Origin of the sequence: Oxynema aestuarii AP17, assembly GCF_012295525.1 — a bacterium.
Classification (GTDB): domain Bacteria; phylum Cyanobacteriota; class Cyanobacteriia; order Cyanobacteriales; family Laspinemataceae; genus Oxynema; species Oxynema aestuarii.
In genome coordinates this window covers 387,734-407,382 of record NZ_CP051167.1, presented here as the reverse complement: position 1 = coordinate 407,382, position 19,649 = coordinate 387,734, and the positions used below count along the sequence as shown (strand labels likewise).

The window sequence follows — 19,649 nt, the reverse complement described above, 5'->3', positions numbered from 1 at the left end:
ATGTTGACGGGGAGAGCGACGGGCGATCGCCTTGAGCTTCCCCATCGAAGATACTATATTGACTGTTGTTTTTGGAAAACCCAAGTGAATGATGCGTCTGCTTCCCGAGTCAAAGGCATGGTTTATCTCGTCGGCGCCGGATTGGGGGATGCGGCGTATCTGACGGTACGCGGACGCCAAGTTTTAGAACGGGCGCAAGTGCTGATTTACGATGCGCTGGTCGATGAGGGGGTGTTGGGGTTGACGCCGCCGGATTGCGATCGCCTCTACGTCGGGAAACGGGGGGGTCAGCCGAGTTGGTCCCAGGTGGAGATCGATCGCCTGTTGGTGGAACAGGGTTTGCGCGGTAAGGCGGTGGTGCGTCTCAAGGGCGGGGATCCGTTCGTGTTCGGGCGCTGCAGTTCGGAAATCGAGGCACTGAATGCGGCGGGCTGTCCCTTTGAGGTGGTTCCGGGGATTTCGTCGGTGTTGGCGGCGCCGGAATTGGCGGGGATTCCGTTGACCGATCCGGTGTTGAGTTCCTGCTTTGCGGTGTTAAGCGGTCACGATCCCGAGAGTTTGAATTGGGAGGCGATCGCCCAACTGCCCACGTTGGTTATTTTAATGGGAACGCGCCAATTAGGGCAGATTCTCTGGCAGTTGCAACGCTGGGGGAAGTCGTCGCAAACTCCGATCGCGATCGTACGCGCCGCCGGAACGGAAGCTCAACGGGTGTGGACGGGCCGTTTAGCCAATATTCTCGATCGCACGCGCGGGGAAATGCTCTCTCCGGCGGTGGTGGTGGTCGGCGATGTGGTCAAATTACGAGAGCAGTTGTATGCAAAGGAGTGTGAGGTCTTGTCTCAAGGATTCAACCCGCAAATTCGGGCGCCCTTGGCGGGTAAAACGGTTCTGGTGACTCGTTCGGCGACTCAGTCGAGTACGTTTACCGATTTGTTGACTCGGGAGGGGGCGCGGGCGATCGAAATGCCTGCGTTGGAAATTACGGCGCCGTCGAGTTGGGACGGTCTCGATCGCGCGATCGCGCAATTGCACGAGTTCGACTGGCTGATTTTGACTTCGGCGAATGGGGTGGACTATTTTTGCGATCGCCTCGTTCGCTTGGGTAAAGATTGCCGCGCCTTAGCTCATCTTAAAATTGCCGTGGTCGGCAAAAAAACGGCGAAAGTCCTACAGGGGCGATCTCTCGTCGCCGACTTCATCCCGCCGGATTATGTCGCCGATTCTCTCGTGGAAACCTTTCCCGACGATCTCGAAGGTCTCAAAATTCTGTTTCCCCGCGTCGAGTCCGGCGGTCGCGAGGTCTTGGTCGCCGAATTCACCGACCGGGGGGCGCAGGTTGAAGAAGTCGCCGCCTACCAATCTGGCTGTCCCGCAACGATTTCTCCTCCCGCGTGGGACGCCTTACAACGCGGCGAGGTCGATATTGTGACCTTTGCGAGTTCTAAAACTGTTAAATACTTCGCTCAACTATTAGAACGCGAGTCCCGCACTCATCCGGGCGTTCGCGCTGCTGAATCTTGGCAATCTTTACTCAATGGGGTTTGTATTGCTTCCATCGGACCGCAAACCTCTCAAACTTGTCGCGACGCTTTCGGTCGGGTCGATATTGAGGCGGAAGAATACACGCTAGAAGGTTTGGTTGCTGCGTTAGTCAGTTTTTCTAAACGGCGATAGCGTTGCAGCAGGCGCGATCGTTGGGGAGGGAAAAGGTCGCCCGCCGTGGGTTGACCCCCGACGCAGATCGACCGAATCGCTAGATAGGTATTCGATCCGAGTCTAAGAGGCGACCAAACTAAACCAACCGCGATCGACGCTATGGACGATCCGTCTAATCATTCTTTTCTCTTCTTGGTTTAACGGCGCTTGCATCAAGTGTTGCAGCAAGTTCCATTCCCTATGCGTAACTTTCTGGGAAAGCGAGGCGTTGATAAAGACTTCTTGGATTTGGCTATTACTCAGCATTTCGATGTCCTCTGTACTCTACTACTGCTTATTTTGGGCGACTGTGACGCAGAATTCATCGGTGGAATCGCTCGTTTTGCATCAGTGGATATACGGATTTCGATTTGTACGCGAACATACTGAGATCCTCACGGAGACTCTTGCGCCTCTGTTGGCGGAATGCTGCTAAGCATAACGGCTTTTTTGTCAAAAAGCAATTATACCCACGTAAAATATCGATTTTGTTGATGTTGGCGAGATCGGCATTTTTGCGGGAGGAATCCGGTGAGTGTTGGAGTCGCCCATTTTTTGAGAAACTCAAAGCGGGGAGGATCCCAATTGGGGAGGAGCGATCGCACGATTCCCCTGACCGGGGCGGTTTGCGATCGCATTAACCCTAAAGCAACGCCAATCCAGAAATGCCTATTGGGAAATGGCAATTGAGAAAGGACAAACATCAAAGAAGAAACACAAACGATTTGGATGAAAATGATCGTGAAGAAAATACAAGCAAACTTTCTGATTTTATTAGGGGCGATCGCCCTGATTCCAGCAATTTCTTTTCCCGGACTTTCGCAATTGTCCGAGGCGGCGATTCAACGAGTCATCGGCGCCGGATTGATGAGTGAATATCCCGACGGCAGTTTTCATGGAGAACGGGGCATCACCCGGGCGGAACTCGCCGCTATTTTAGTGAAAACGTTTCAATTGCAACAACGGGCGATCGTCGATGAAAATGCGGCGAGTTCGTTAGTCGATGTCAGTTCCGCTCATTGGGCGTATGACGATATTCAATGGGTCGTAAAAACGGGAATTATGAGTGGCTATCGTCCGGGATATTTTTATCCCGATCGCCCGATCTCGCGCGCGGAAGGGTTCGCAATTTTTACCCAAGCTTACGGCGTTTTACCGTTAGGTGATGCCGAAGTCGATCGCATTTTAAAACGGTATGCGGACGGCGATCGCGTTCCTTATTGGGCGCGACAGGCGATCGCGACGGCTTTAATCGAGGAATTAGTTAATTTAGAAGGAACTCAATCGATCTCGCCGTTACAACCGATGACACGATCGGACATGGTTTATGGGTTATACCGCTATTTAGAAAAACAACAAAATCCGGGAACTATTCCCGATTTTCCGGTGGATTAAAGGGCGAAAAAGCAAGAGGGAATAAAATCTAAGATCTATTGTTTGTTCTTTTAATCTAGAACAGTAATGAGGTGAATCTGATGAGTGTAACGGCGAAATCGGATTAAAACTTATTAAATATTGGGGTGAATCATCTATGCGGCGATCGCCCCCCACTGTTTACCGATCGAGAATAGCCATCAAATAAAATTTGGCTCTTCTAGGGTTCTTATGACAAAACAACACATGAAAATACTATTTTCGGATGACTGATAAAGACAAAATGCCTGAATTCTTCTGTTGAAAACGATGAGATTGTTTTTGTGATAAAAATAAAATACAAATTTTGCAAGTAAAATTGGAGAATTAATAAAATTTCATTTAATTTATCACTTTATTTTATAACAAAAGTTATTAAAATTGAGTTATTAGTTATCGATGAAATATTCGCTTATGTAAGGACACGGCATTGCCGTGTCCTTACTAGATTTTTATCATTATTTTTGAAAATCGGTATTATTTTGACAAACGAACGACCAAGGGAGTGGGAGAGTGGATTAACCAGACAATTAAGTTAATCAAAAAAACGTATGGGCCAGCAAACTTTTATGGTTTTACAACAAGATTCTTACGAACCTGGTATTTCTATTAAAAATCGATCGTATTCAGTTTAAAATAGCTATATTTATCTCATTTTTCTATATTGTTCTGGTGCGCGAATAAATCCTTCTTTTCTAGCTGTTTTTTCATCTTCAAAACACCAATCAACTTCGAGACGGATGCGTTCGTGTTTTAAATAGTAATACCTGTCGGTTTTGTCGGCTCGAATCGGATAATTTTCGGGGCAGCTCCTTCGATCTTTAGGTGCGCTTCCGTACAGATGGCGGGTTAATTTTAGGTCGGTTGTCAGCCAGAGAATGGCTAGAATGATTGAGATGGCAATGCCTGCAAAAGAGAGAGGTAAATTCTCGAAAAGATCTTTCATGACTCCAGCGATCGCATGGGTTATCTCTATTTAAGATGATTCTTGACGCTCCAAATATCCTTTAAACCGAGCTTTCAACGCGTCGGAACTGAGATTTTCCATCCAATATTCGACAAAGGCATGACCGAAGGCCCAGGCGTTGCGATCGGGAGATGCACTGTTATCGCGCAGGACGGGCCACAAAGCGAGTAAATCGAAGTTGCGATCGCCGCGCTCTTCTTTTAACAAATTAAACAGGTCGTAAGCCATCTGCAATTTACCGATAACCACGGGCAATTGTTCCACAGGAATTTGTTCCGCCAGCAGATAAGCCAGGGACGGCGACCCGGTGGATAACGTGGAAAGAAATTGCAAAATCGGACTTTTGAGAAAGGCGGCAAGTCCCTGAGTCGTGGTCATTTGGAACGTGTAGCGGTCGATAATTTTCGCTGCCGCCGCCGTGCGAGTCTCGCGATCGCGCAAGAAGCGGGCGAGTCGGTCTTGTTTGGCTGGTTCGATCGCCTCAATAAGCTCTATAGAAAGGGCTTCGACGTTCCACGCCGCGCGATTGCTCCCCGGATCTGCACTCACCAAAGGCAGCACGCGATCGCAGCGATCCCCAAACTGTTCGAGGCGGTATTGGGTCGCTTCGCGGATCGCCACTTCTTTCTGGCGATCGCCGAATACCCAATCATAGGGCGGTTCCCACTCCCGCATCGGACGCAGGCGGTCTACTTGGGTGACGATCGCGATCGCCCGCAAATCCGGCACCTGCGATCGGATCTCCTCCAAAAAGTCCACATCCATCTGCAACGCCGGATCCAACGCCGGAGTCACCAGCAGCAATAAATCCGCCGTTTTCGCATACTCCAACACCATCTCGCGCAATTCGGGCCGATTCACCTGTTCGTAACCCGGCGTATCCCACAAGCTCAGGCGTTCCCCGGTCTGCGCCTCCCATTGATAACTTGCGATCCGGTCCGTACTCGGTAAAACGTCGATTTCAGCCAGATCGGCGTCAAACAAAGTATTGATCGCACTACTTTTCCCCGCCCCCGTGCGCCCGACGAGCAGGATATTCACGGGTTTTTCCACAATTTCGGTCGCGGGTTCGGCGCGATCGAGAATTTCGCGTAACGTTTGGGTCTTCGCCTCCGGTAACTTTTGTGGCGCACTGACCGCTTCCAACTCCGGCGGCGTACTCTCTCCGTACAGGGCGATCGCCTGCCGTGCGAGATTGCGTAAGGCCGCTTCCCGCGCCATTTGGCTCAAATTGACCACTAACTCCCGTTCGGCCCGAGAACTGCTTTTCTGGCTCGCCTGACGGGCTAACGCCGCCGCCGGATTCAAAATCCACTGGGCCCACCCCCACGCTTGCCACAACTTGCGCGCCGACGGCTCCAATTTTTGATACATTTGATACCCTTGGTAGGCTTGGCCGACGGTGACTTGATTGAGAACTGGGGAAAGCTGCTGCATCCAGCGATCCACGTCGTCCACGGTGCCGCGAATTAACCCGTAAGCCTGGGGAATGTAGATATTTAAAAGGGGATATTTGACCTCGGGATGGTAAATATTGGCGATCGCCACGACGAGATCTTGCGCCCGTTGCCAAAATTGCTGCCAATCTTCCCAAATCGGCGGATCTTCCCGCGCCGCTTGCAAACTCTCGCGCAAGACGGCTTCGACTTTTTGGGTCGCTTCTTTGTCCGTCATCGCTTGGGGCGCTCGTTCCGTGACGCTTTCGAGCTCTTGACTCACTTGGGCGATCGCCGCTTCCACTTGCGCCACCCCCGATCGCGTCCAGCGTACCAGCAACCAGCGCCAACCGACGAAAATGAGGGTGAAAATGGCCCAAATCCAGTTAATTCGCCACTCGTGGATCTGCCAACCTGCCGCCACTAACAGGAAAATGACGATCGCGGCGATCGGCATCGCTAAAATCAGACTTTGCCACCCTTTTAAACGCACCATTGTTCTTTTCCCAAACTTCGCATCAGCGCCATTCCCATTATCCCGATCTCAATCGGGCTCAGATCGGCTTTAATAAGACTCGATACTTTTCTATTTGATTCTGTTTTAACAGGCGATCGCCATGACCTACGGACCGTCCCCCGCTCGAAAATATCCCCTCCCCGGCCAAACTCGGCTCGTCTATCTCAAAAATATTATTACCAATCCCAATATTATCGTCGGCGACTATACCTATTACGACGATTTCGAGAATCCCGAAAACTTCGAGCGCAATGTTCTCTACCATTTTGACTTTATTGGGGATAAATTAACGATCGGTAAATTTTGCGCGATCGCCTCCGATGTCAAATTCATCATGAACGGCGGCAATCATCGCACTGACTGGTTCACCAATTATCCCTTTCCCGTGTTTGGACAAGGTTGGGAAGTGGCCATGCCCGAATCGTGGCCGGATAAAGGCAATACCTGCATCGGTAACGATGTTTGGATCGGTTATGGCGCGACGATTATGCCGGGAGTTCGGATCGGGGACGGGGCGATCGTTGCCAGTCAATCGGTCGTCACGAAAAGTGTCGAACCCTATACCGTTGTCGGCGGCAATCCCGCCCGCGAAATCCGCAAACGATTTGACCCACAAACGATTGAAGAACTGATAAAAATTAGTTGGTGGAATTGGGACATCGACAAAATTACTCGCAATCTCAAACTGATTTGTAATGGCGATTTAAAAGCGTTGCAAGCGGCACGCTAATTTTAATTCAATTCCGCGATTTGTGCGAAATCCTTCAATTTCGATCGCCCCGCGATCGATTTCAACGGGCGATCGCCAATTTGCCCGCAATTGGGTATTCTAAAGAAACGGAAAATCGAGATAACTGCACGATGTCAACTGCCAACCAACTCGCCTTACCGACAATGGGTTGCGGAACCTGGGCCTGGGGAAACCGATTGCTGTGGGACTACGATCCCAGGATGGACGACCAATTGCACGCCGTGTTCGATTTATGTGTCGCTTACGGGGTCACCTTATTCGATACGGGCGATTCTTACGGAACGGGACGACTCAAAGGACGCAGCGAGGAATTATTAGGTCAATTTGCCAATACCTATCGCGGGTCGAATGCAGACCGCATTTGTATTGCAACGAAATTGGCGGCTTATCCTTGGCGGTTGACCCGAAGTTCGATGGCGTCGGCGTGTGAAGGTTCGGCCCGTCGTTTGGGGAGAAAGGTGGATTTGGTGCAGATGCATTGGTCTACGGCGAATTACGCTCCTTGGCAAGAATGGGCCTTGTTAGATGGCTTGGCGGATTTGTACGATCGCGGCGAAGTTAAGGCGGTCGGACTGTCGAATTACGGACCGAAACGATTGCAGAAAGTTTATCAAAGATTCCGCGATCGCGGGGTGCCGATTGCAACGTTACAGGTTCAGTATTCTTTGCTTTCAACCTATCCGGTCAGCGAATTAAATGTAAAAGAGATTTGCGACGAGTTGGGTATTCAATTGATTGCTTACAGTCCCCTGGCGTTGGGTTTGTTGACTGGGAAATATTCGGCGAACGGACCGTATCCGAAAGGGTTGCGAGGGTTTCTCTGCAAGCAGTTATTCCCGGCGATCGATCCCCTGTTAGATTGTCTGCGGGCGATCGCGCGATCGCGCCAGAAAACCATGGCACAAGTGGCTCTGAATTGGTGTATTGGTAAGGGGGCGATTCCGATTCCAGGGGCTAAAACTTTGGAGCAAGCCAAGCAGAATATCGGGGCATTAGGTTGGCAATTAGATGCGGGCGAAATGGCCGAACTCGATCGCGTTTCCGAAAGTTTGGACAAGCAAATGGTACAGAATATTTTTCAAACTCGGTGAGGGGCAAGAGGTCCATCAAAAATCACTAGAATTGAGTCGAAAAAGAAGAAGTCAAAAGTCTTAGAGACTGTTTCCAGCACTCGGGCGTCTGATGAGTTACAGTACCGATCCCCCTATCCCCCCTTAAAAAGGGGGATTTAGGGGGATCTAAATATCTTGCAGAGCAGAGGAAATGCTGTATAACATCAACACTAACAGCCTTGTTTGAGAGCAGGTAAAGGTAATCGCCAGAGCATCAAACGACCCCAATGCTCTCGATGTTTCTATTCTGCCCGAATTTTTATATTTAAAATAAATACTTTTTACCTTTAGTGTGAAAACTTTACCCGTTTTCTAGGAAGGTAAGAGGATACAAGCGATCGCCGCCGAGGGAGGGGCGATCGAAAAGTAGTGATTTTAAGAAAAAGTCGCTATAAATGATGAATTCGACAACAAATCGCTCCTCTTTCCTCTTGGCAATTCGAGGGAGATCTAGATAAAAAGAAATCTAAAATCTAAAATCTAAAATCTAAAATCTAAACCCCTTATCTTGCCAGAGCCAAGATCGCTGTGGTAGGATTGAGTTCTTAGATTAGATATCGGTGGCTGAGTTCTTGCTCGCATTAGAAGACTTGTTTCTGTTTAGTGTCAGATTTGTAGACTTACCTCCGAATTTCAAATCTCCACACCCTATTTAATTTCTGAGGTAAGTTCATGACGGTTTACGTCGGTAACCTTTCCTTCCAAGTCACGGAAGACGATCTCAACAGTGTTTTTGCAGAATACGGTTCGGTCAAGCGAGTTCACATGCCCGTCGATCGCGAAACTGGACGAGTACGCGGTTTTGCCTTCGTCGAGATGGAAACCGAGGAAGAAGAAGACGCAGCGATCGAAAGTTTGGATGAAGCTGAGTGGATGGAGCGCACCCTCAAGGTGAATAAGGCCAAACCCCGCACCGACAAGCGCTCCTCCGGTGGTGGTGGCGGCGGTAACTGGGGCGGTAAAAGCCGCAATTTCTCCCGTCGCTACTAAGTTGTGAGAGGCGAACTCAACTAGATTCTCAGGTCTGAGGCAGGACAGGGAATTGGCCCTGTCCTCGTCTTTTTTGCTCGAACCTGAAAGCTCGTCCGATGAGTTTCACATCAAACTGGGAGGATGTTAAATGACCCAAGTGATTCTGGGTGATAACGAACATTTAGAGTCTGCTTTACGCCGATTTAAGCGTAAAGTTTCCGGGGCTGGAATTTTTGCGGACATGAAAAAGAACCGCCATTTTGAAACCCCAGCCGAAAAGCGCAAGCGCAAGGAAATTGCGCGACAAAGAGAACGGCGTAGACTTCGCAACCGCCGTAGAGGTTTTCGCAGTTAGTTCTTAGCAAATTCTCGATGGAAAGTGGCGATCGCCCGGACGGATAATTCCCGACGGGAAGGGCGATCGCACTTTTTTTTGGCATTTTTTGTAGGGGCGGTTCGCGAACCGCCCCTACAAAAGCATCGAAGCTTAATTAAGCATCATCTAACGCCGCAATACCGGGAAGTACCTTACCTTCGAGCAATTCGAGGCTGGCGCCGCCCCCCGTCGAAATGTGGCTCATTTTTTCGCCCAAGCCGACTTTTTCGACAGCCGCCACGGAGTCGCCACCGCCGATAATCGTGGTCGTGCCTTTCGGGGTCAGTTCGGCTAACGTATGGGCGATCGCCTCCGTACCTTGAGCGAATTTTTCCATTTCAAACACACCCATCGGACCGTTCCAGATCACCGTCTTGCAGTCCGCCAGGGCTTCTTGGAACGCCTTCACGGAGTCCGGACCGATATCCAAGCCCATCCAGCCGTTGGGGATGTTTTCCACGGTCACCGTTTGGGTATTGGCGTCCGCCGCGAACTTGTCGGCAATCACGACGTCGGTCGGCAACAGTAAATCGACGCCGCGTTCTTTGGCTTTGGCTTCGAGCGATCGCGCCAACTCCAACTTATCCTCTTCCACCAAAGAATTACCGACGCCAATCCCGCGCGCCTTGAGGAAGGTGAAGATCATCCCGCCGCCGAGGAAGAGTTTGTCGCATTTCTCCAGCAACGTTTCGATCACGCCGATTTTACTCGACACTTTAGACCCGCCGATAATCGCCGCCAACGGCTTTTGCGGATTTTCGATCGCCCCTTGCAAATATTGCAATTCCTTCTCGATCAAAAATCCCGCCACATTGGGGCTGAGATACTTGGTCACCCCTTCCGTAGAAGCATGAGCGCGGTGAGCCGTTCCGAAAGCATCGTTAACGTAAACCTCCGCCACCGAAGCTAACTGCTTGGCGAATTCCGGATCGTTTTTCTCCTCTCCAGCGTGGAAGCGCACATTTTCCAACAAGGCCACTTGACCGTCCGCCAACCCTTCGAGCTTCGACGCCACACCGGAACCGATGCAATCGTCGCATTTAATCACATCTTGACCGAGCAATTCCGAGAGGCGCTCCGCTACCGGAGTCAACCGCATTTTTTCATTGACTTGACCTTTGGGACGTCCGAAGTGACTGCACAGAATCACCTTGGCGCCTTTTCCGGTGAGGTCTTGAATCGTCGGCAACGCAGCGCGGATGCGGGTATCGTCCGTAATCTTGCCTGCCTCGTCGAGAGGAACGTTAAAATCGGCGCGCATCAGAACTCGTTTGCCCGATACGTCGGAAGCCGACAAATTTGCTACAGTTTTCTTGGCCACAAATCTACCTCTCTATTGCGTTATTTTGGTCTGTTTTCTACAAAATCGGTACTATACCGTTAGCTCCTCAGTGGGAACTGATGTCTTGACACGAGACGCGAGCAATCGCGCTTCGAGAGCGGATGGAACTCAATCCATTTAACTGTTTGCCGTAAACATTTTATCGAAGAGTGTGTCCTCCAGAGGGTTCTTATGTTTGAGACCGTTCTATTTCCGATCGACCAAAGCCCCGAGTCTCGTGAAGCGGCGGATACCGTCGTCAAAATCGTCAAGCAGTTTAATTCGCGTTTAGTGCTGCTTTCGGTACTTGAAAAGCCTATTGAAGGGGAGGAAGCCCCTCCCGAACCGAGAATGTCTCCCGAGGCGATCGCCGAACTACTCAAAAGCGCCCAATCCATGTTTGGTCAAGCCGGGATCGAAGCCGAGACGATCGAGCGCGAAGGAAAACCTGCATTTGCGATTTGTGACGTCGCCGACGAAATCAATGCCGATCTGATTATTATGGGATGTCGGGGGATCGGCTTGATCGAGGAAGAAGTATCTGAAAGCGTGACCAATCGCGTGATTAACTTATCTCCCTGTCCGGTGTTAATCGTGCCTTAAACGCCGTGGCGCGACTCTCCTGGGGAGACGCTTCGCGATCGCCCGTCCCTGGGGACGATCCTCGATACGACCCTCGAACTGCACCATCTCAATTACTCGAATTGCGGAATCTATGACCATTCAGTGGTATCCCGGTCACATTGCCAAAGCGGAACGGCAACTCAAAGAACAACTCAAGCTCGTCGATGTCGTGCTCGAAGTCCGGGATGCTCGCATTCCTCTGACCACCCACCATCCCCAAGTCCAGGAATGGGTCGGCAGTAAGGAGCGCGTCTTGGTGATTAACCGGGTCGATACGATTCCGAAGCTGGTGGAAAACGAGTGGCGCACCTGGTTTGAAGAACGCGGCGAAACTCCCTATTTTACCAACGCCCAACAGGGAGACGGCGTGCGCGCCGTGGCTCAAGCGGCAAAAAGTGTCAGCGATCGCGTCAATCGGCGACGGCGCGATCGCGGGATGCGTCCCCGTCCCGTGCGCGCCGTCGTCATCGGCTTTCCCAATGTCGGCAAATCTGCTTTGATTAACCGCCTGTTGGGTCGGCGCGTTGTCGAAAGCGCCCGCCGTCCCGGGGTCACCCGTCAACTGCGCTGGGTAAAGATTTCTAAAGAATTAGAATTACTCGACGCGCCGGGAGTGATCCCGACGAAGTTAGACGACCCCCAAGGGGCGGTCAAATTAGCTATTTGCGACGATATCGGCGATGCGGCTTACGAGAATCTACTCGTGGCTGCGGAGTTGGTCGAGTTAATTTGTTTTATGGACGATAGTTTTCCCGGGATGGGAGCTGCTCAAACTTTAAAATCTCGTTACGACCCCGATCCGTTTGCGAGTAGCGGCGAGCAGTATATCCACGCGATCGCCGCAAGCCGCTATCAAGGGGATGTAGAAAGAGCTGCCCGTCAATTGTTGAACGATTTTCGCAAAGGCTTACTCGGGGCGATCGCCCTGGAATTGCCACCGATTTGAATTGGAAGGAAACAAGCAACAAGCAACAGGCAAAAGCTCAAGATTTCCCCTCTATCTCTGGTCAGGGCAACAGGAGGGCCGTTCCTCGGACATCTTGCCCGCTTTCCGTGCTTCCTTATTTAACTTCCACAAGACAGCCAATCTTGATAGTCCATCACTAAACCCGCCACTTTTTCTAGAGGGATTTGATGAGTGTTGCTTAAGTCAAGTAGAGTTTTTTGAAAATTGCTATTCGCTCGAAAAGTGTTGTGAGTTGATAAATAAGTTTCTAACAGTTTTTCAATCACTGCGGTGTCCACTCCATATTTGACCGATAGTAAAATGAGGCGTTCTTTCACCTTATTACTATTCATTTTTCCGGAAAGATAGGCCAAATTTGAAAGAGAATCCCCGGTTTCGGGTTCGCTGGTGGGGGAGCGATCGTCCGGAGTTGGGTTGGCGATCGCCGATTGCCTTACGGGCGTCGGAGAACTCTCGGAATGGGGCGAATGGAGAACCGCACCACATCCCGACACGAGCAACACGCAAACACACAGTAGTAACAATCGGGCGATCGTCAATTTTAGAGTTTAGAGTTTAGAGTTTAGAGTTTAGAGTTTAGATCGAGGGATTGGGGAGTGGGGAACTTCTGTGAAAGCGGGCATCTTACTCTCCTAGAAGAGGCGATCGTCTTGCCCGCACCACAGATGAGAATGTTGGCCGCTTCTTCCCCTCCCCCCCTATCCTAACCGCGAATTAAAACATCTGGCCCGACCTCCACAAAGCCGATCAGACTCGGTTCGGAACCGACGACCAATCCTAAATAGGGGCCGCTCGTTCCAATTCTAATCACGGTGGCGTTGACCTCCTGGGACTCGCCCTCGACACTTTGGGGGAGCAGTCCGGCGAGAATGTCGCTTTCGCCTTCTCCCCCAAAGCGGTCATCGACATTAAACCCACTGAGGTTAACTGTAATCGGTTCTAACACTAACTCCGTGCGAACCACCCCCGGAGTCAGACCGATCGCGTCATTTCCGGCGCGGTTGAAATCGAGAATGATATCGGCTTCCTCAAGAGAACTTGCGGCAAATTCAGTTTGTAAAACAAAGATATCGTTCGCCGGACCGCCTGCGAGTAGGTCTTGACCGCGATCGCCCAATAAGGTGTCATTTCCTTCCGATCCTTCGAGCAAATCGCCGCCTTGACCGCCGCGCAAGAAATCGTTACCCAAACCGCCGACCAGGCGATCGTCGCCTTTGTGACCGTGGATAAAATCGTCGTCGCGTTGACCGAAGAGGCGATCGTTATCGCTACCGCCGCGCAAGGTATCGTTTCCGTCGCCGCCGAATAAAACATCCGAACCGACATTGCCATTCATATTTTCGCTCGACGCCGATCCGACCACGGTATCGTCTCCGTTGAGAGCCCGCAAACCTCCCGGCGTCGCGTCTAACTCTCCCTCGCCGAGAGTGACATTATCCCCATTCTCCGGATCGTTACTCAAATCGAAAAAGTTTGGATCGTCAAATCCCGGTTCTTCTGGCGGCGGCGGAGGCGGCGCGGGAGGCGAACCCGGCGGCGGTGGTGGCGGAGGCGGCGCGGGAGGCGAACCCGGCGGCGGTGGTGGCGGAGGCGGCGCGGGAGGCGAACCCGGCGGCGGTGGCGGCGGTGCAGGGGCAGGGGGGTTGATAAAACTATCGGGAATTTCGACAAAATCTAAATCCGTTTCCGTCGCCCCGGGAACGAAGCCCAATAATTCCCCCGTATCTTCGACGCGGATGAGAACCCCCGAACTGCTGCCCACCTGTGGATCGGTGCTGTCTAACTCGATTTGCTCGAATTCGAGGTCGTTTTCTTGAATGCCGCCTGTCAAGCCAATTTCATCGATACCATCGAGATTGTAATCGACGAGAATATCGACACTACTGAGGCTGCTGCCCGAGGTTTCGGTTCTGAGAATATAAAGATCGTCTCCCGGACCGCCAACTAACAAATCTTGTCCGAAATCCCCACTGAGGGTGTCGTTTCCCTCGCCGCCATCGAGGAGGTCGTCATCTTGACCGCCGCGAATGATATCGTCTCCATTGCTGCCAAATACGAGATCGTCGCCGACATTGCCGTTGAGGTCGTCGTCGCCGTCTTCGCCGTCGATGAGGTCGTTATCGCGACCGCCGCGCAAGGTATCGTTACCGGATCCGCCGAGGAGAAGGTCATTCCCAGTATTGCCGTTGATGACTTCATCCGATCGCGACCCGGTAACCGTATCGTCTCCCGCGAGGGCGCGCACCCCACCGGGGCGATCGTTGAGTTCTCCTGGGGCGAGACTTTCATCGTCGGGGTCGGTCGCGTCGTCGGTTAAATCGAGAAAATCGTCTTCGCTAAACCCTCCTGGCGGGACGCCACCGGAAGACCCGGAATCGACGGTATCATCCTGTGCCCGTTCCGGACAGGGACAGTTGAGATCGTCTTCGAGAATTCCTTCTGGCATAACCGCTATACTCCGACATCCAATGTTAAGAAATCGCCACCCAAAAATAGGTAACCGGGTCTGTTCCCTCTCAGTTTATCAAGGCCAACGAAAGTTTTCGGTTTGGAACCGTGCTTTCAAAAGACAGCTTTGGGATCCGACCATCCTGGCGATCGCGGCGAGGCAGGGGCGATCGCCGCTACCCTTGCAGTAAGATATTCTCGTCCACGGCAGCAAAATGCCCGGTCAAGGCGTCGGCGGTGGTATTTAAGACGGCACCTAAGAAGGTTCCGGAATCGAGACTTTGAATTAAGGTGCCTTCGAGAACCCCGTCGCCGTTGGGATCGAGTTGCGCTTGGCTGACTCCGGCGACGGTTAACAATTTTTGCAGTAATTCAGGGTCGAGACTGGCGATCTCGCTGGAAAGATTGACAGAAATCGCCTGAAACCGGAGGTTTTCGGCGGAAATGCCTCCGGTGAGTCCGATCGTGTCTTGGGTCGGGTCGAAGTCGATAATAATATCGGTACCGAAGGGATTGAGGTCGGTGGTGTCGGTTCGTAGGACGAACAAATCGCGATCGCCGCCGCCCACTAAAGCATCTTGTCCGAAATCGCCGATTAACACGTCATTTCCGGCTTCGCCGACGAGTAAATCAAAATCTTGTCCGCCGCGAACGATATCGTTTCCCTCGCCGCCGACGACGATATCGTCGCCGCGATTGCCGTTGAGAACGTCGTTCCCGAGTTCGCCGAAGACTTCGTCGCCGTCCCGTCCGCCGCGTAGGAGGTCGTTACCGCCGCCGCCGAAGAGGCGATCGAGTCCTGCATTGCCGTTCATGATTTCTGCAGAGTCGGCGCCGCGCACGGTATCGTTACCGGAGAAGGCGCGCAATCCGCCGACAAAGGCGGCGATCTGGTCGAGATTGAGTTGGATATTGTCGGGATTTTCGGGATCGTCGCTCAAGTCGAAAAAGTCCTCGTTGGTGAGGGGAATTCCCTCGGTGTTGAGGGGGGCGATCGCCGGGGAATTATAAAATTTTAATGAAGAATCAACCACGCTTTTTATCTTCCTTAACGTAAAAAAGGATAGGAATTTGACTCGTCGATCGCGAGTCGTTCCTATCCTAACTGGAGAGCGATTGAGTTGCCAGAGGGTCGGACCGTTCGGCGCTCTTGGGGGTGAATTGCTGGTTTGAAAAACGGGGATTTTAAATGAGGGTTTATATTTTAAATCCCATTTCTTTTAAGGTGCTTCGCAGTTCGCTTCCGGCGGGAGAATCGCGCCGTTCGTAGAGGGCGATCGCTTTGCGAAAATGGTCTAAACTCTCGAAAACTTTGCCGTTTTTCAATAAAATTACGGCGATGTTTTGATAAGCTTCGGCATAGGTAGGGTCGAGTTCGATCGCGTGATGGTAAGCGGCGATCGCTTCGTTGAGTTTCCCTTTTTCTTTGAGAGCCAAGCCTAAATTAAAATGGGCGATCGGTAAGTTCGGATCGATTTGCCACACTCGTTCGTAGGCGGCGATCGCTCCGGTTAAATCTCCCGTTTGCATGTACAAATTGCCCAAGTTATTATAAGCGCCAATTTTTAAAGCGGGTAAAATGTTGAGGGCGATCGCCGCTTCGTAATGGGATTTTGCTTTGCCAACTTTTTGCTGTTTGCTCAAAGCAATTCCCGCATGATAGTGCAGTTCGTAACGTAAGAGGCGATCGAGATGTTTTTCTTGTTTTAATCCTTTTCTTAATAACTTCAAACCCGCTTCTATCTCTCCATTTTGGACGTATAAAGCACCAAGTTTGCTGCAAGTGTAGGCATCATCCGGATGTTCGGATAAATACCGTTCCATTGCTTTACGAATCCGAGAGAGCTTGTCGCGGGCGGCGATCGCCTCTGGTCGATACCCGTCGTGAACGATCGCCACCGAACTTAAATATCCAATGTCCCAGCGATCGGGCTGTTGCGCCATGAACTCTGTAACGCTATCGTCAATTAAAGCATGGTAAGGACGACTAAATTGGATTCCCGGCAACGGTCGAAATAACCGGGAAACCAGAGAATAAGGTGATTGTTTGGCTCCGATCTCTTGACGGACGAGATTGATGGCTAAATGTCGATCGCTGGCGATCGCTTCTTGTAATTGCGGTACAATTTCTGGATGTAAAATCTCATCGGCATCGAGGACTAAGACCCAGTCTCCGGTAACATATTGCAAAGCAGCATTACGGGCTGCCGCAAAATCGTCATTCCATTGATAATGTTCGATTTGAGCGCCATAGTCTCGGGCAATTTCGACAGTGCGATCGCGCGATCCGGTATCGAGGATGACGATTTCATCTACGACCTCTTTAACGCTATCGAGACATCGACCGATACAGGCTTCTTCATCTTTGACGATCGCGCACAAACTGAGTTTGACCATTGCTAGTTTGAGAGTGTCTCTGGGAGTTGGATAGTTTCTATTTTAAGGGGAAGGTTAAGGGAGTAAAGGCAGGGAGTTCGCGTTAGCGAAGCGACGCTAGAGGCGAATCGCGAGATCGGACAAGGATGGAGGGATTGAGAATAAAAAAAGGGTCGCCAGTGGCAACCCGCGATCGAAAACTGGTCGAACTTGCAATTAATGCAAAAGTAAGGCTAAAAAGATCGCCGCCATACTGATAGCGTAAAAGCTGCCGACAATTTCTAACTCGGACCAACCGGAAAGCTCTAGATGATGGTGCAAAGGCGCCATTTTTAACAAGCGCTTGCCGATGCCATCGGGACCTTTGGTGGCTTTATAATATAAAACTTGGGCGATCACGGAGAGGGATTCGACAAAGAAAAGACCACTGATGAGAAACAATCCCCAAAGGGTGTTGGTGGTCAGGGCGATCGCCGCCAAGGCGCCTCCCAAGGCGAGGGAACCCGTATCGCCCATGAATACGCGGGCGGGGTTGCGGTTGTGGGCGACAAAACCGAGACAACTGCCACTAAAACAGGCGCACAATAAGGCTAAATCTGGGTGAGTCGGGGCGACTAATGCGGCTAATCCGAGAAAGGCGATCGCCCCAGTTCCCCCCATCAACCCGTCTACGCCGTCGGTTAAATTGGTGGCGTTGCTTTCGGCGACGAGGACGAATTCGGCGATCGGCCAAAAGAGGAATCCCAAGGGTAACACGATGCCAAAGGGAAGGGCGATCGCGCTCAACGTTGACGGTTGCGTCAAGGCCAACCAGAGGCAGAAGAGGGCGCCGAACAGAACTTGCAAGCCGAGTTTCATTTTCGGCGAGATGCCTTTGTTCGATTTCAGGCGCAAGATTTGCCAGTCGTCCAGCCAACCGATAAAGCCATAGGCGACGGTGAGGGCGCAGACCGCCAGGGCTTCCGGGCTAAAACCGGACCAAATCGAGCCGATGAGGACGGCGACGGGGATAAAAAAGACCCCGCCCATTGTGGGGGTCCCTGCTTTTTTTAAATGGGCTTGGGGACCGTCTTCGCGGATGACTTGTCCGGTTTTGAGGCGCACGAGCATGGGAATCACCCAAGACCCCAAAGCGGCGGTGACGACGCTACATAAGAGTAGGGGGAGTAATAACGATCGCCCCCCCAGGACGGTGGTTTTTAAGTCAACATCGAAAATAAAGGCGATCGCCGTCAGTGCGATCGCCAGCAGCCAAAATAAACGAGTTCCCGAGAGGGTTAACGATTTCACGGAGAACAATTTTGCATCCACGGGCTTTCACTCCTACTCCACACCATTTAGATCCAAAGACGCTCCGTGCATCTCCGGTCAGTCCGAGGGTTAATTACAATTACGGTTGCCATTTTTGGGGAAGATCGATCGATGGGGCGATCGATCTTCCCCGAACGAGCTTAAACGTCGTCTTCGTCAGCGCTGGAGTCGTCGTCCATGTCGTCGTAAGAGTTATCGTCCCCGGACATCAACTCCGAGATTTCTTCTTCTTCTTCGAGAAAATCTTTTTCGGTCTCTTCACGAGCAATCAACCGTCCGGTCGATTCCAACCAATCTAAAATCGAAACTTCTTGTTTGAGGGGAATCACATCCGCCGTTTTGTTGCGAGGTTCCTCGCGTAAAGAGGGGTTGTACATCTAACGCTCCTGAGATTAAAACTAATGGAACTCTAGAAAGGGCTCGCTGTCAATCAATGGCAACGGCTAATCGGCGAGTCGGATTGGCAATTCTATAATAAGCGTTCGGGGAACCGGGAATCGAAACCGTCAGCAATGAGCCGGGGAACATTAGATCGTTAGATCGTTTGAGGATGGAATATGGTGCGTTCTTAGGCAGAGCGACGATCGCGGTCATTTTACCTGATTCGAGGGGGGATCTGGGTTGACCGGAAGGCGATCGCACGGGATCCGAGTTGGATTGGGCGCTTGACGGGCGATCGCCGTTGCCAATCGATAATGGGATAATGGGATAAACTTTATAACAATATGGTATGACTCAGGGTTAGGGCAAAGCTGATGACTGTCGGAAAACTCGATTTACTCAGCGCGATCGCCGCTAAAAATCGCGGTTTACTCGCTACGAAATCAGACAATCTCGCCATTCTGGCGTTGATTTCTCAATTGGAAGACCGCAATCCGAACCCGCGTCCTTTAGACTCGGCGAAAGTTTTACTCGATGGGAATTGGCGTCTGCGCTACACGACCAGCCAAGAGCTTTTAGGAATCGATCGCTTCCCGCTAACAAGTTTGCGCGAAATTTATCAATGTGTTCGCCTCGATCGCGGCAGAATTTACAATATTGCCGAAGTGGCCAGTTTACCTTTTCTGGAAGGGGCGATCGCCGTCGTTGCGGAATTTGAAGCGATTTCCGAACGCCGAGTGGCGGTCAAGTTTTTACGCTCGATCGTCGGTTTACAACGGGCGATCGGTTATCAATCCCCCGATCGCTTGATCGAAGAAATTGAGGGCGATCGCAAGTTTTTAGCCCTCGATTTTAAAATCAATTCCCAAACTCGTCGCGGTTGGATCGATATTACTTATCTCGATGAAGATTTACGCATTGCCCGGGGGAATGAAGGGAGTGTTTTTGTGTTGACGAAGGGATAGGGAAATGACTCTTT

At 51.3% G+C, this 19,649-nt stretch carries 20 protein-coding genes; 10 read left to right on the top strand and 10 right to left on the bottom strand.

Annotated features, from left to right (window positions below):
* The first annotated feature begins 117 nt into the window (after positions 1-117).
* The gene (gene cobA / locus HCG48_RS01735; RefSeq protein ID WP_210437233.1) at positions 118-1,677 is read left to right on the top strand and encodes a uroporphyrinogen-III C-methyltransferase; all 1,560 of its coding nucleotides are present in this window, start codon (positions 118-120) and stop codon (positions 1,675-1,677) included.
* Positions 1,678-1,779: 102 nt separating this feature from the next.
* Here cobA and HCG48_RS01730 read toward each other — a convergent pair whose 3' ends face one another.
* Complete coding sequence (locus HCG48_RS01730; RefSeq protein WP_168567620.1) at positions 1,780-1,965, bottom strand: hypothetical protein; 186 nt, start codon at positions 1,963-1,965, stop codon at positions 1,780-1,782.
* Positions 1,966-2,229: 264 nt separating this feature from the next.
* On the opposite strand from HCG48_RS01730, the gene HCG48_RS01725 reads away from it, so the two are divergent.
* Both HCG48_RS01725 and HCG48_RS01720 read left to right on the top strand, forming a co-directional pair.
* A complete protein-coding gene (locus tag HCG48_RS01725; protein WP_168567619.1) occupies positions 2,230-2,388 on the top strand; it encodes a hypothetical protein in 159 nt (52 codons plus the stop codon).
* Positions 2,389-2,427: 39 nt separating this feature from the next.
* Entirely contained in the window at positions 2,428-3,093 is a 666-nt protein-coding gene (locus tag HCG48_RS01720) for an S-layer homology domain-containing protein (protein ID WP_210437146.1), read from the top strand.
* Positions 3,094-3,757: 664 nt separating this feature from the next.
* On the opposite strand, the gene HCG48_RS01715 is transcribed toward HCG48_RS01720, so the two are convergent.
* Positions 3,758-4,057 carry a hypothetical protein gene (locus HCG48_RS01715; protein ID WP_168567618.1) on the bottom strand — a complete coding sequence of 100 codons (300 nt, stop codon included), beginning with the start codon at positions 4,055-4,057 and terminating at the stop codon, positions 3,758-3,760.
* A 30-nt stretch (positions 4,058-4,087) separates the two neighbouring features.
* Entirely contained in the window at positions 4,088-6,010 is a 1,923-nt protein-coding gene (locus HCG48_RS01710; RefSeq protein WP_168567617.1) for a GTPase family protein, read from the bottom strand.
* Between the two features lie 121 nt (positions 6,011-6,131).
* Here HCG48_RS01710 and HCG48_RS01705 point away from each other — a divergent pair, with 121 nt between their 5' ends.
* The 4 genes from HCG48_RS01705 (at position 6,132) to rpsU (ending at position 9,221) form a co-directional block, all read left to right on the top strand.
* Positions 6,132-6,761, top strand: coding sequence for a CatB-related O-acetyltransferase (locus HCG48_RS01705; protein WP_168567616.1), 630 nt, complete (start codon positions 6,132-6,134; stop codon positions 6,759-6,761).
* A 131-nt stretch (positions 6,762-6,892) separates the two neighbouring features.
* The gene (locus HCG48_RS01700) at positions 6,893-7,873 is read left to right on the top strand and encodes an aldo/keto reductase (protein ID WP_168571682.1); all 981 of its coding nucleotides are present in this window, start codon (positions 6,893-6,895) and stop codon (positions 7,871-7,873) included.
* A gap of 693 nt (positions 7,874-8,566) precedes the next feature.
* Positions 8,567-8,884, top strand: a complete 318-nt coding sequence (gene rbp, locus HCG48_RS01695) for an RNA-binding regulator (protein WP_168567615.1) — start codon at positions 8,567-8,569, stop codon at positions 8,882-8,884.
* A gap of 130 nt (positions 8,885-9,014) precedes the next feature.
* Positions 9,015-9,221 (top strand): 30S ribosomal protein S21, encoded by a 207-nt coding sequence (rpsU, locus tag HCG48_RS01690; RefSeq protein ID WP_168567614.1) that lies wholly within the window; start codon positions 9,015-9,017, stop codon positions 9,219-9,221.
* 136 nt (positions 9,222-9,357) lie between these two features.
* On the opposite strand, the gene HCG48_RS01685 is transcribed toward rpsU, so the two are convergent.
* Positions 9,358-10,563 (bottom strand): phosphoglycerate kinase, encoded by a 1,206-nt coding sequence (locus HCG48_RS01685; RefSeq protein ID WP_168567613.1) that lies wholly within the window; start codon positions 10,561-10,563, stop codon positions 9,358-9,360.
* 192 nt (positions 10,564-10,755) lie between these two features.
* Here HCG48_RS01685 and HCG48_RS01680 point away from each other — a divergent pair, with 192 nt between their 5' ends.
* Both HCG48_RS01680 and ylqF read left to right on the top strand, forming a co-directional pair.
* Positions 10,756-11,166: a universal stress protein gene (locus HCG48_RS01680; protein ID WP_168567612.1), complete on the top strand. Its 411-nt coding sequence runs from the start codon at positions 10,756-10,758 to the stop codon at positions 11,164-11,166.
* 112 nt (positions 11,167-11,278) lie between these two features.
* The gene (gene ylqF, locus HCG48_RS01675) at positions 11,279-12,133 is read left to right on the top strand and encodes a ribosome biogenesis GTPase YlqF (RefSeq protein ID WP_168567611.1); all 855 of its coding nucleotides are present in this window, start codon (positions 11,279-11,281) and stop codon (positions 12,131-12,133) included.
* Between the two features lie 119 nt (positions 12,134-12,252).
* Here the strand turns inward: ylqF and HCG48_RS01670 are convergent, their stop codons facing one another.
* The 6 genes from HCG48_RS01670 to HCG48_RS01645 form a co-directional block, all read right to left on the bottom strand.
* Complete coding sequence (locus HCG48_RS01670; RefSeq protein WP_168567610.1) at positions 12,253-12,678, bottom strand: hypothetical protein; 426 nt, start codon at positions 12,676-12,678, stop codon at positions 12,253-12,255.
* A gap of 179 nt (positions 12,679-12,857) precedes the next feature.
* Positions 12,858-14,600 carry a calcium-binding protein gene (locus tag HCG48_RS01665; RefSeq protein ID WP_168567609.1) on the bottom strand — a complete coding sequence of 581 codons (1,743 nt, stop codon included), beginning with the start codon at positions 14,598-14,600 and terminating at the stop codon, positions 12,858-12,860.
* Positions 14,601-14,778: 178 nt separating this feature from the next.
* Positions 14,779-15,636: a calcium-binding protein gene (locus tag HCG48_RS01660; RefSeq protein WP_168567608.1), complete on the bottom strand. Its 858-nt coding sequence runs from the start codon at positions 15,634-15,636 to the stop codon at positions 14,779-14,781.
* 163 nt (positions 15,637-15,799) lie between these two features.
* On the bottom strand, positions 15,800-16,999 hold the full coding sequence (locus HCG48_RS01655) for a tetratricopeptide repeat protein (RefSeq protein ID WP_168567607.1): 1,200 nt from the start codon (positions 16,997-16,999) through the stop codon (positions 15,800-15,802).
* A gap of 195 nt (positions 17,000-17,194) precedes the next feature.
* On the bottom strand, positions 17,195-18,289 hold the full coding sequence (gene mraY, locus HCG48_RS01650) for a phospho-N-acetylmuramoyl-pentapeptide-transferase (RefSeq protein ID WP_168567606.1): 1,095 nt from the start codon (positions 18,287-18,289) through the stop codon (positions 17,195-17,197).
* A 140-nt stretch (positions 18,290-18,429) separates the two neighbouring features.
* Positions 18,430-18,666, bottom strand: a complete 237-nt coding sequence (locus HCG48_RS01645) for a DUF3134 domain-containing protein (RefSeq protein WP_168567605.1) — start codon at positions 18,664-18,666, stop codon at positions 18,430-18,432.
* Positions 18,667-19,044: 378 nt separating this feature from the next.
* Here HCG48_RS01645 and HCG48_RS01640 point away from each other — a divergent pair, with 378 nt between their 5' ends.
* Entirely contained in the window at positions 19,045-19,635 is a 591-nt protein-coding gene (locus tag HCG48_RS01640; RefSeq protein ID WP_168567604.1) for a PAP/fibrillin family protein, read from the top strand.
* Positions 19,636-19,649 lie beyond the last annotated feature (14 nt).

Excerpts from the sequence above, each read along its gene's own strand:
- HCG48_RS01715 (WP_168567618.1), bottom strand. The coding sequence starts at position 4,057 with ATGAAAGATCTTTTCGAGAATTTACCTCTCTCTTTTGCAGGCATTGCC.
- ylqF (WP_168567611.1), top strand. The coding sequence starts at position 11,279 with ATGACCATTCAGTGGTATCCCGGTCACATTGCCAAAGCGGAACGGCAA.
- rbp (WP_168567615.1), top strand. The coding sequence starts at position 8,567 with ATGACGGTTTACGTCGGTAACCTTTCCTTCCAAGTCACGGAAGACGAT.
- HCG48_RS01680 (WP_168567612.1), top strand. The coding sequence starts at position 10,756 with ATGTTTGAGACCGTTCTATTTCCGATCGACCAAAGCCCCGAGTCTCGT.
- HCG48_RS01705 (WP_168567616.1), top strand. The coding sequence starts at position 6,132 with ATGACCTACGGACCGTCCCCCGCTCGAAAATATCCCCTCCCCGGCCAA.
- rpsU (WP_168567614.1), top strand. The coding sequence starts at position 9,015 with ATGACCCAAGTGATTCTGGGTGATAACGAACATTTAGAGTCTGCTTTA.
- cobA (WP_210437233.1), top strand. The coding sequence starts at position 118 with ATGGTTTATCTCGTCGGCGCCGGATTGGGGGATGCGGCGTATCTGACG.
- HCG48_RS01640 (WP_168567604.1), top strand. The coding sequence starts at position 19,045 with ATGACTGTCGGAAAACTCGATTTACTCAGCGCGATCGCCGCTAAAAAT.
- HCG48_RS01710 (WP_168567617.1), bottom strand. The coding sequence starts at position 6,010 with ATGGTGCGTTTAAAAGGGTGGCAAAGTCTGATTTTAGCGATGCCGATC.
- HCG48_RS01700 (WP_168571682.1), top strand. The coding sequence starts at position 6,893 with ATGTCAACTGCCAACCAACTCGCCTTACCGACAATGGGTTGCGGAACC.
- HCG48_RS01730 (WP_168567620.1), bottom strand. The coding sequence starts at position 1,965 with ATGCTGAGTAATAGCCAAATCCAAGAAGTCTTTATCAACGCCTCGCTT.
- HCG48_RS01720 (WP_210437146.1), top strand. The coding sequence starts at position 2,428 with ATGAAAATGATCGTGAAGAAAATACAAGCAAACTTTCTGATTTTATTA.
- HCG48_RS01665 (WP_168567609.1), bottom strand. The coding sequence starts at position 14,600 with ATGCCAGAAGGAATTCTCGAAGACGATCTCAACTGTCCCTGTCCGGAA.
- HCG48_RS01655 (WP_168567607.1), bottom strand. The coding sequence starts at position 16,999 with ATGGTCAAACTCAGTTTGTGCGCGATCGTCAAAGATGAAGAAGCCTGT.
- HCG48_RS01645 (WP_168567605.1), bottom strand. The coding sequence starts at position 18,666 with ATGTACAACCCCTCTTTACGCGAGGAACCTCGCAACAAAACGGCGGAT.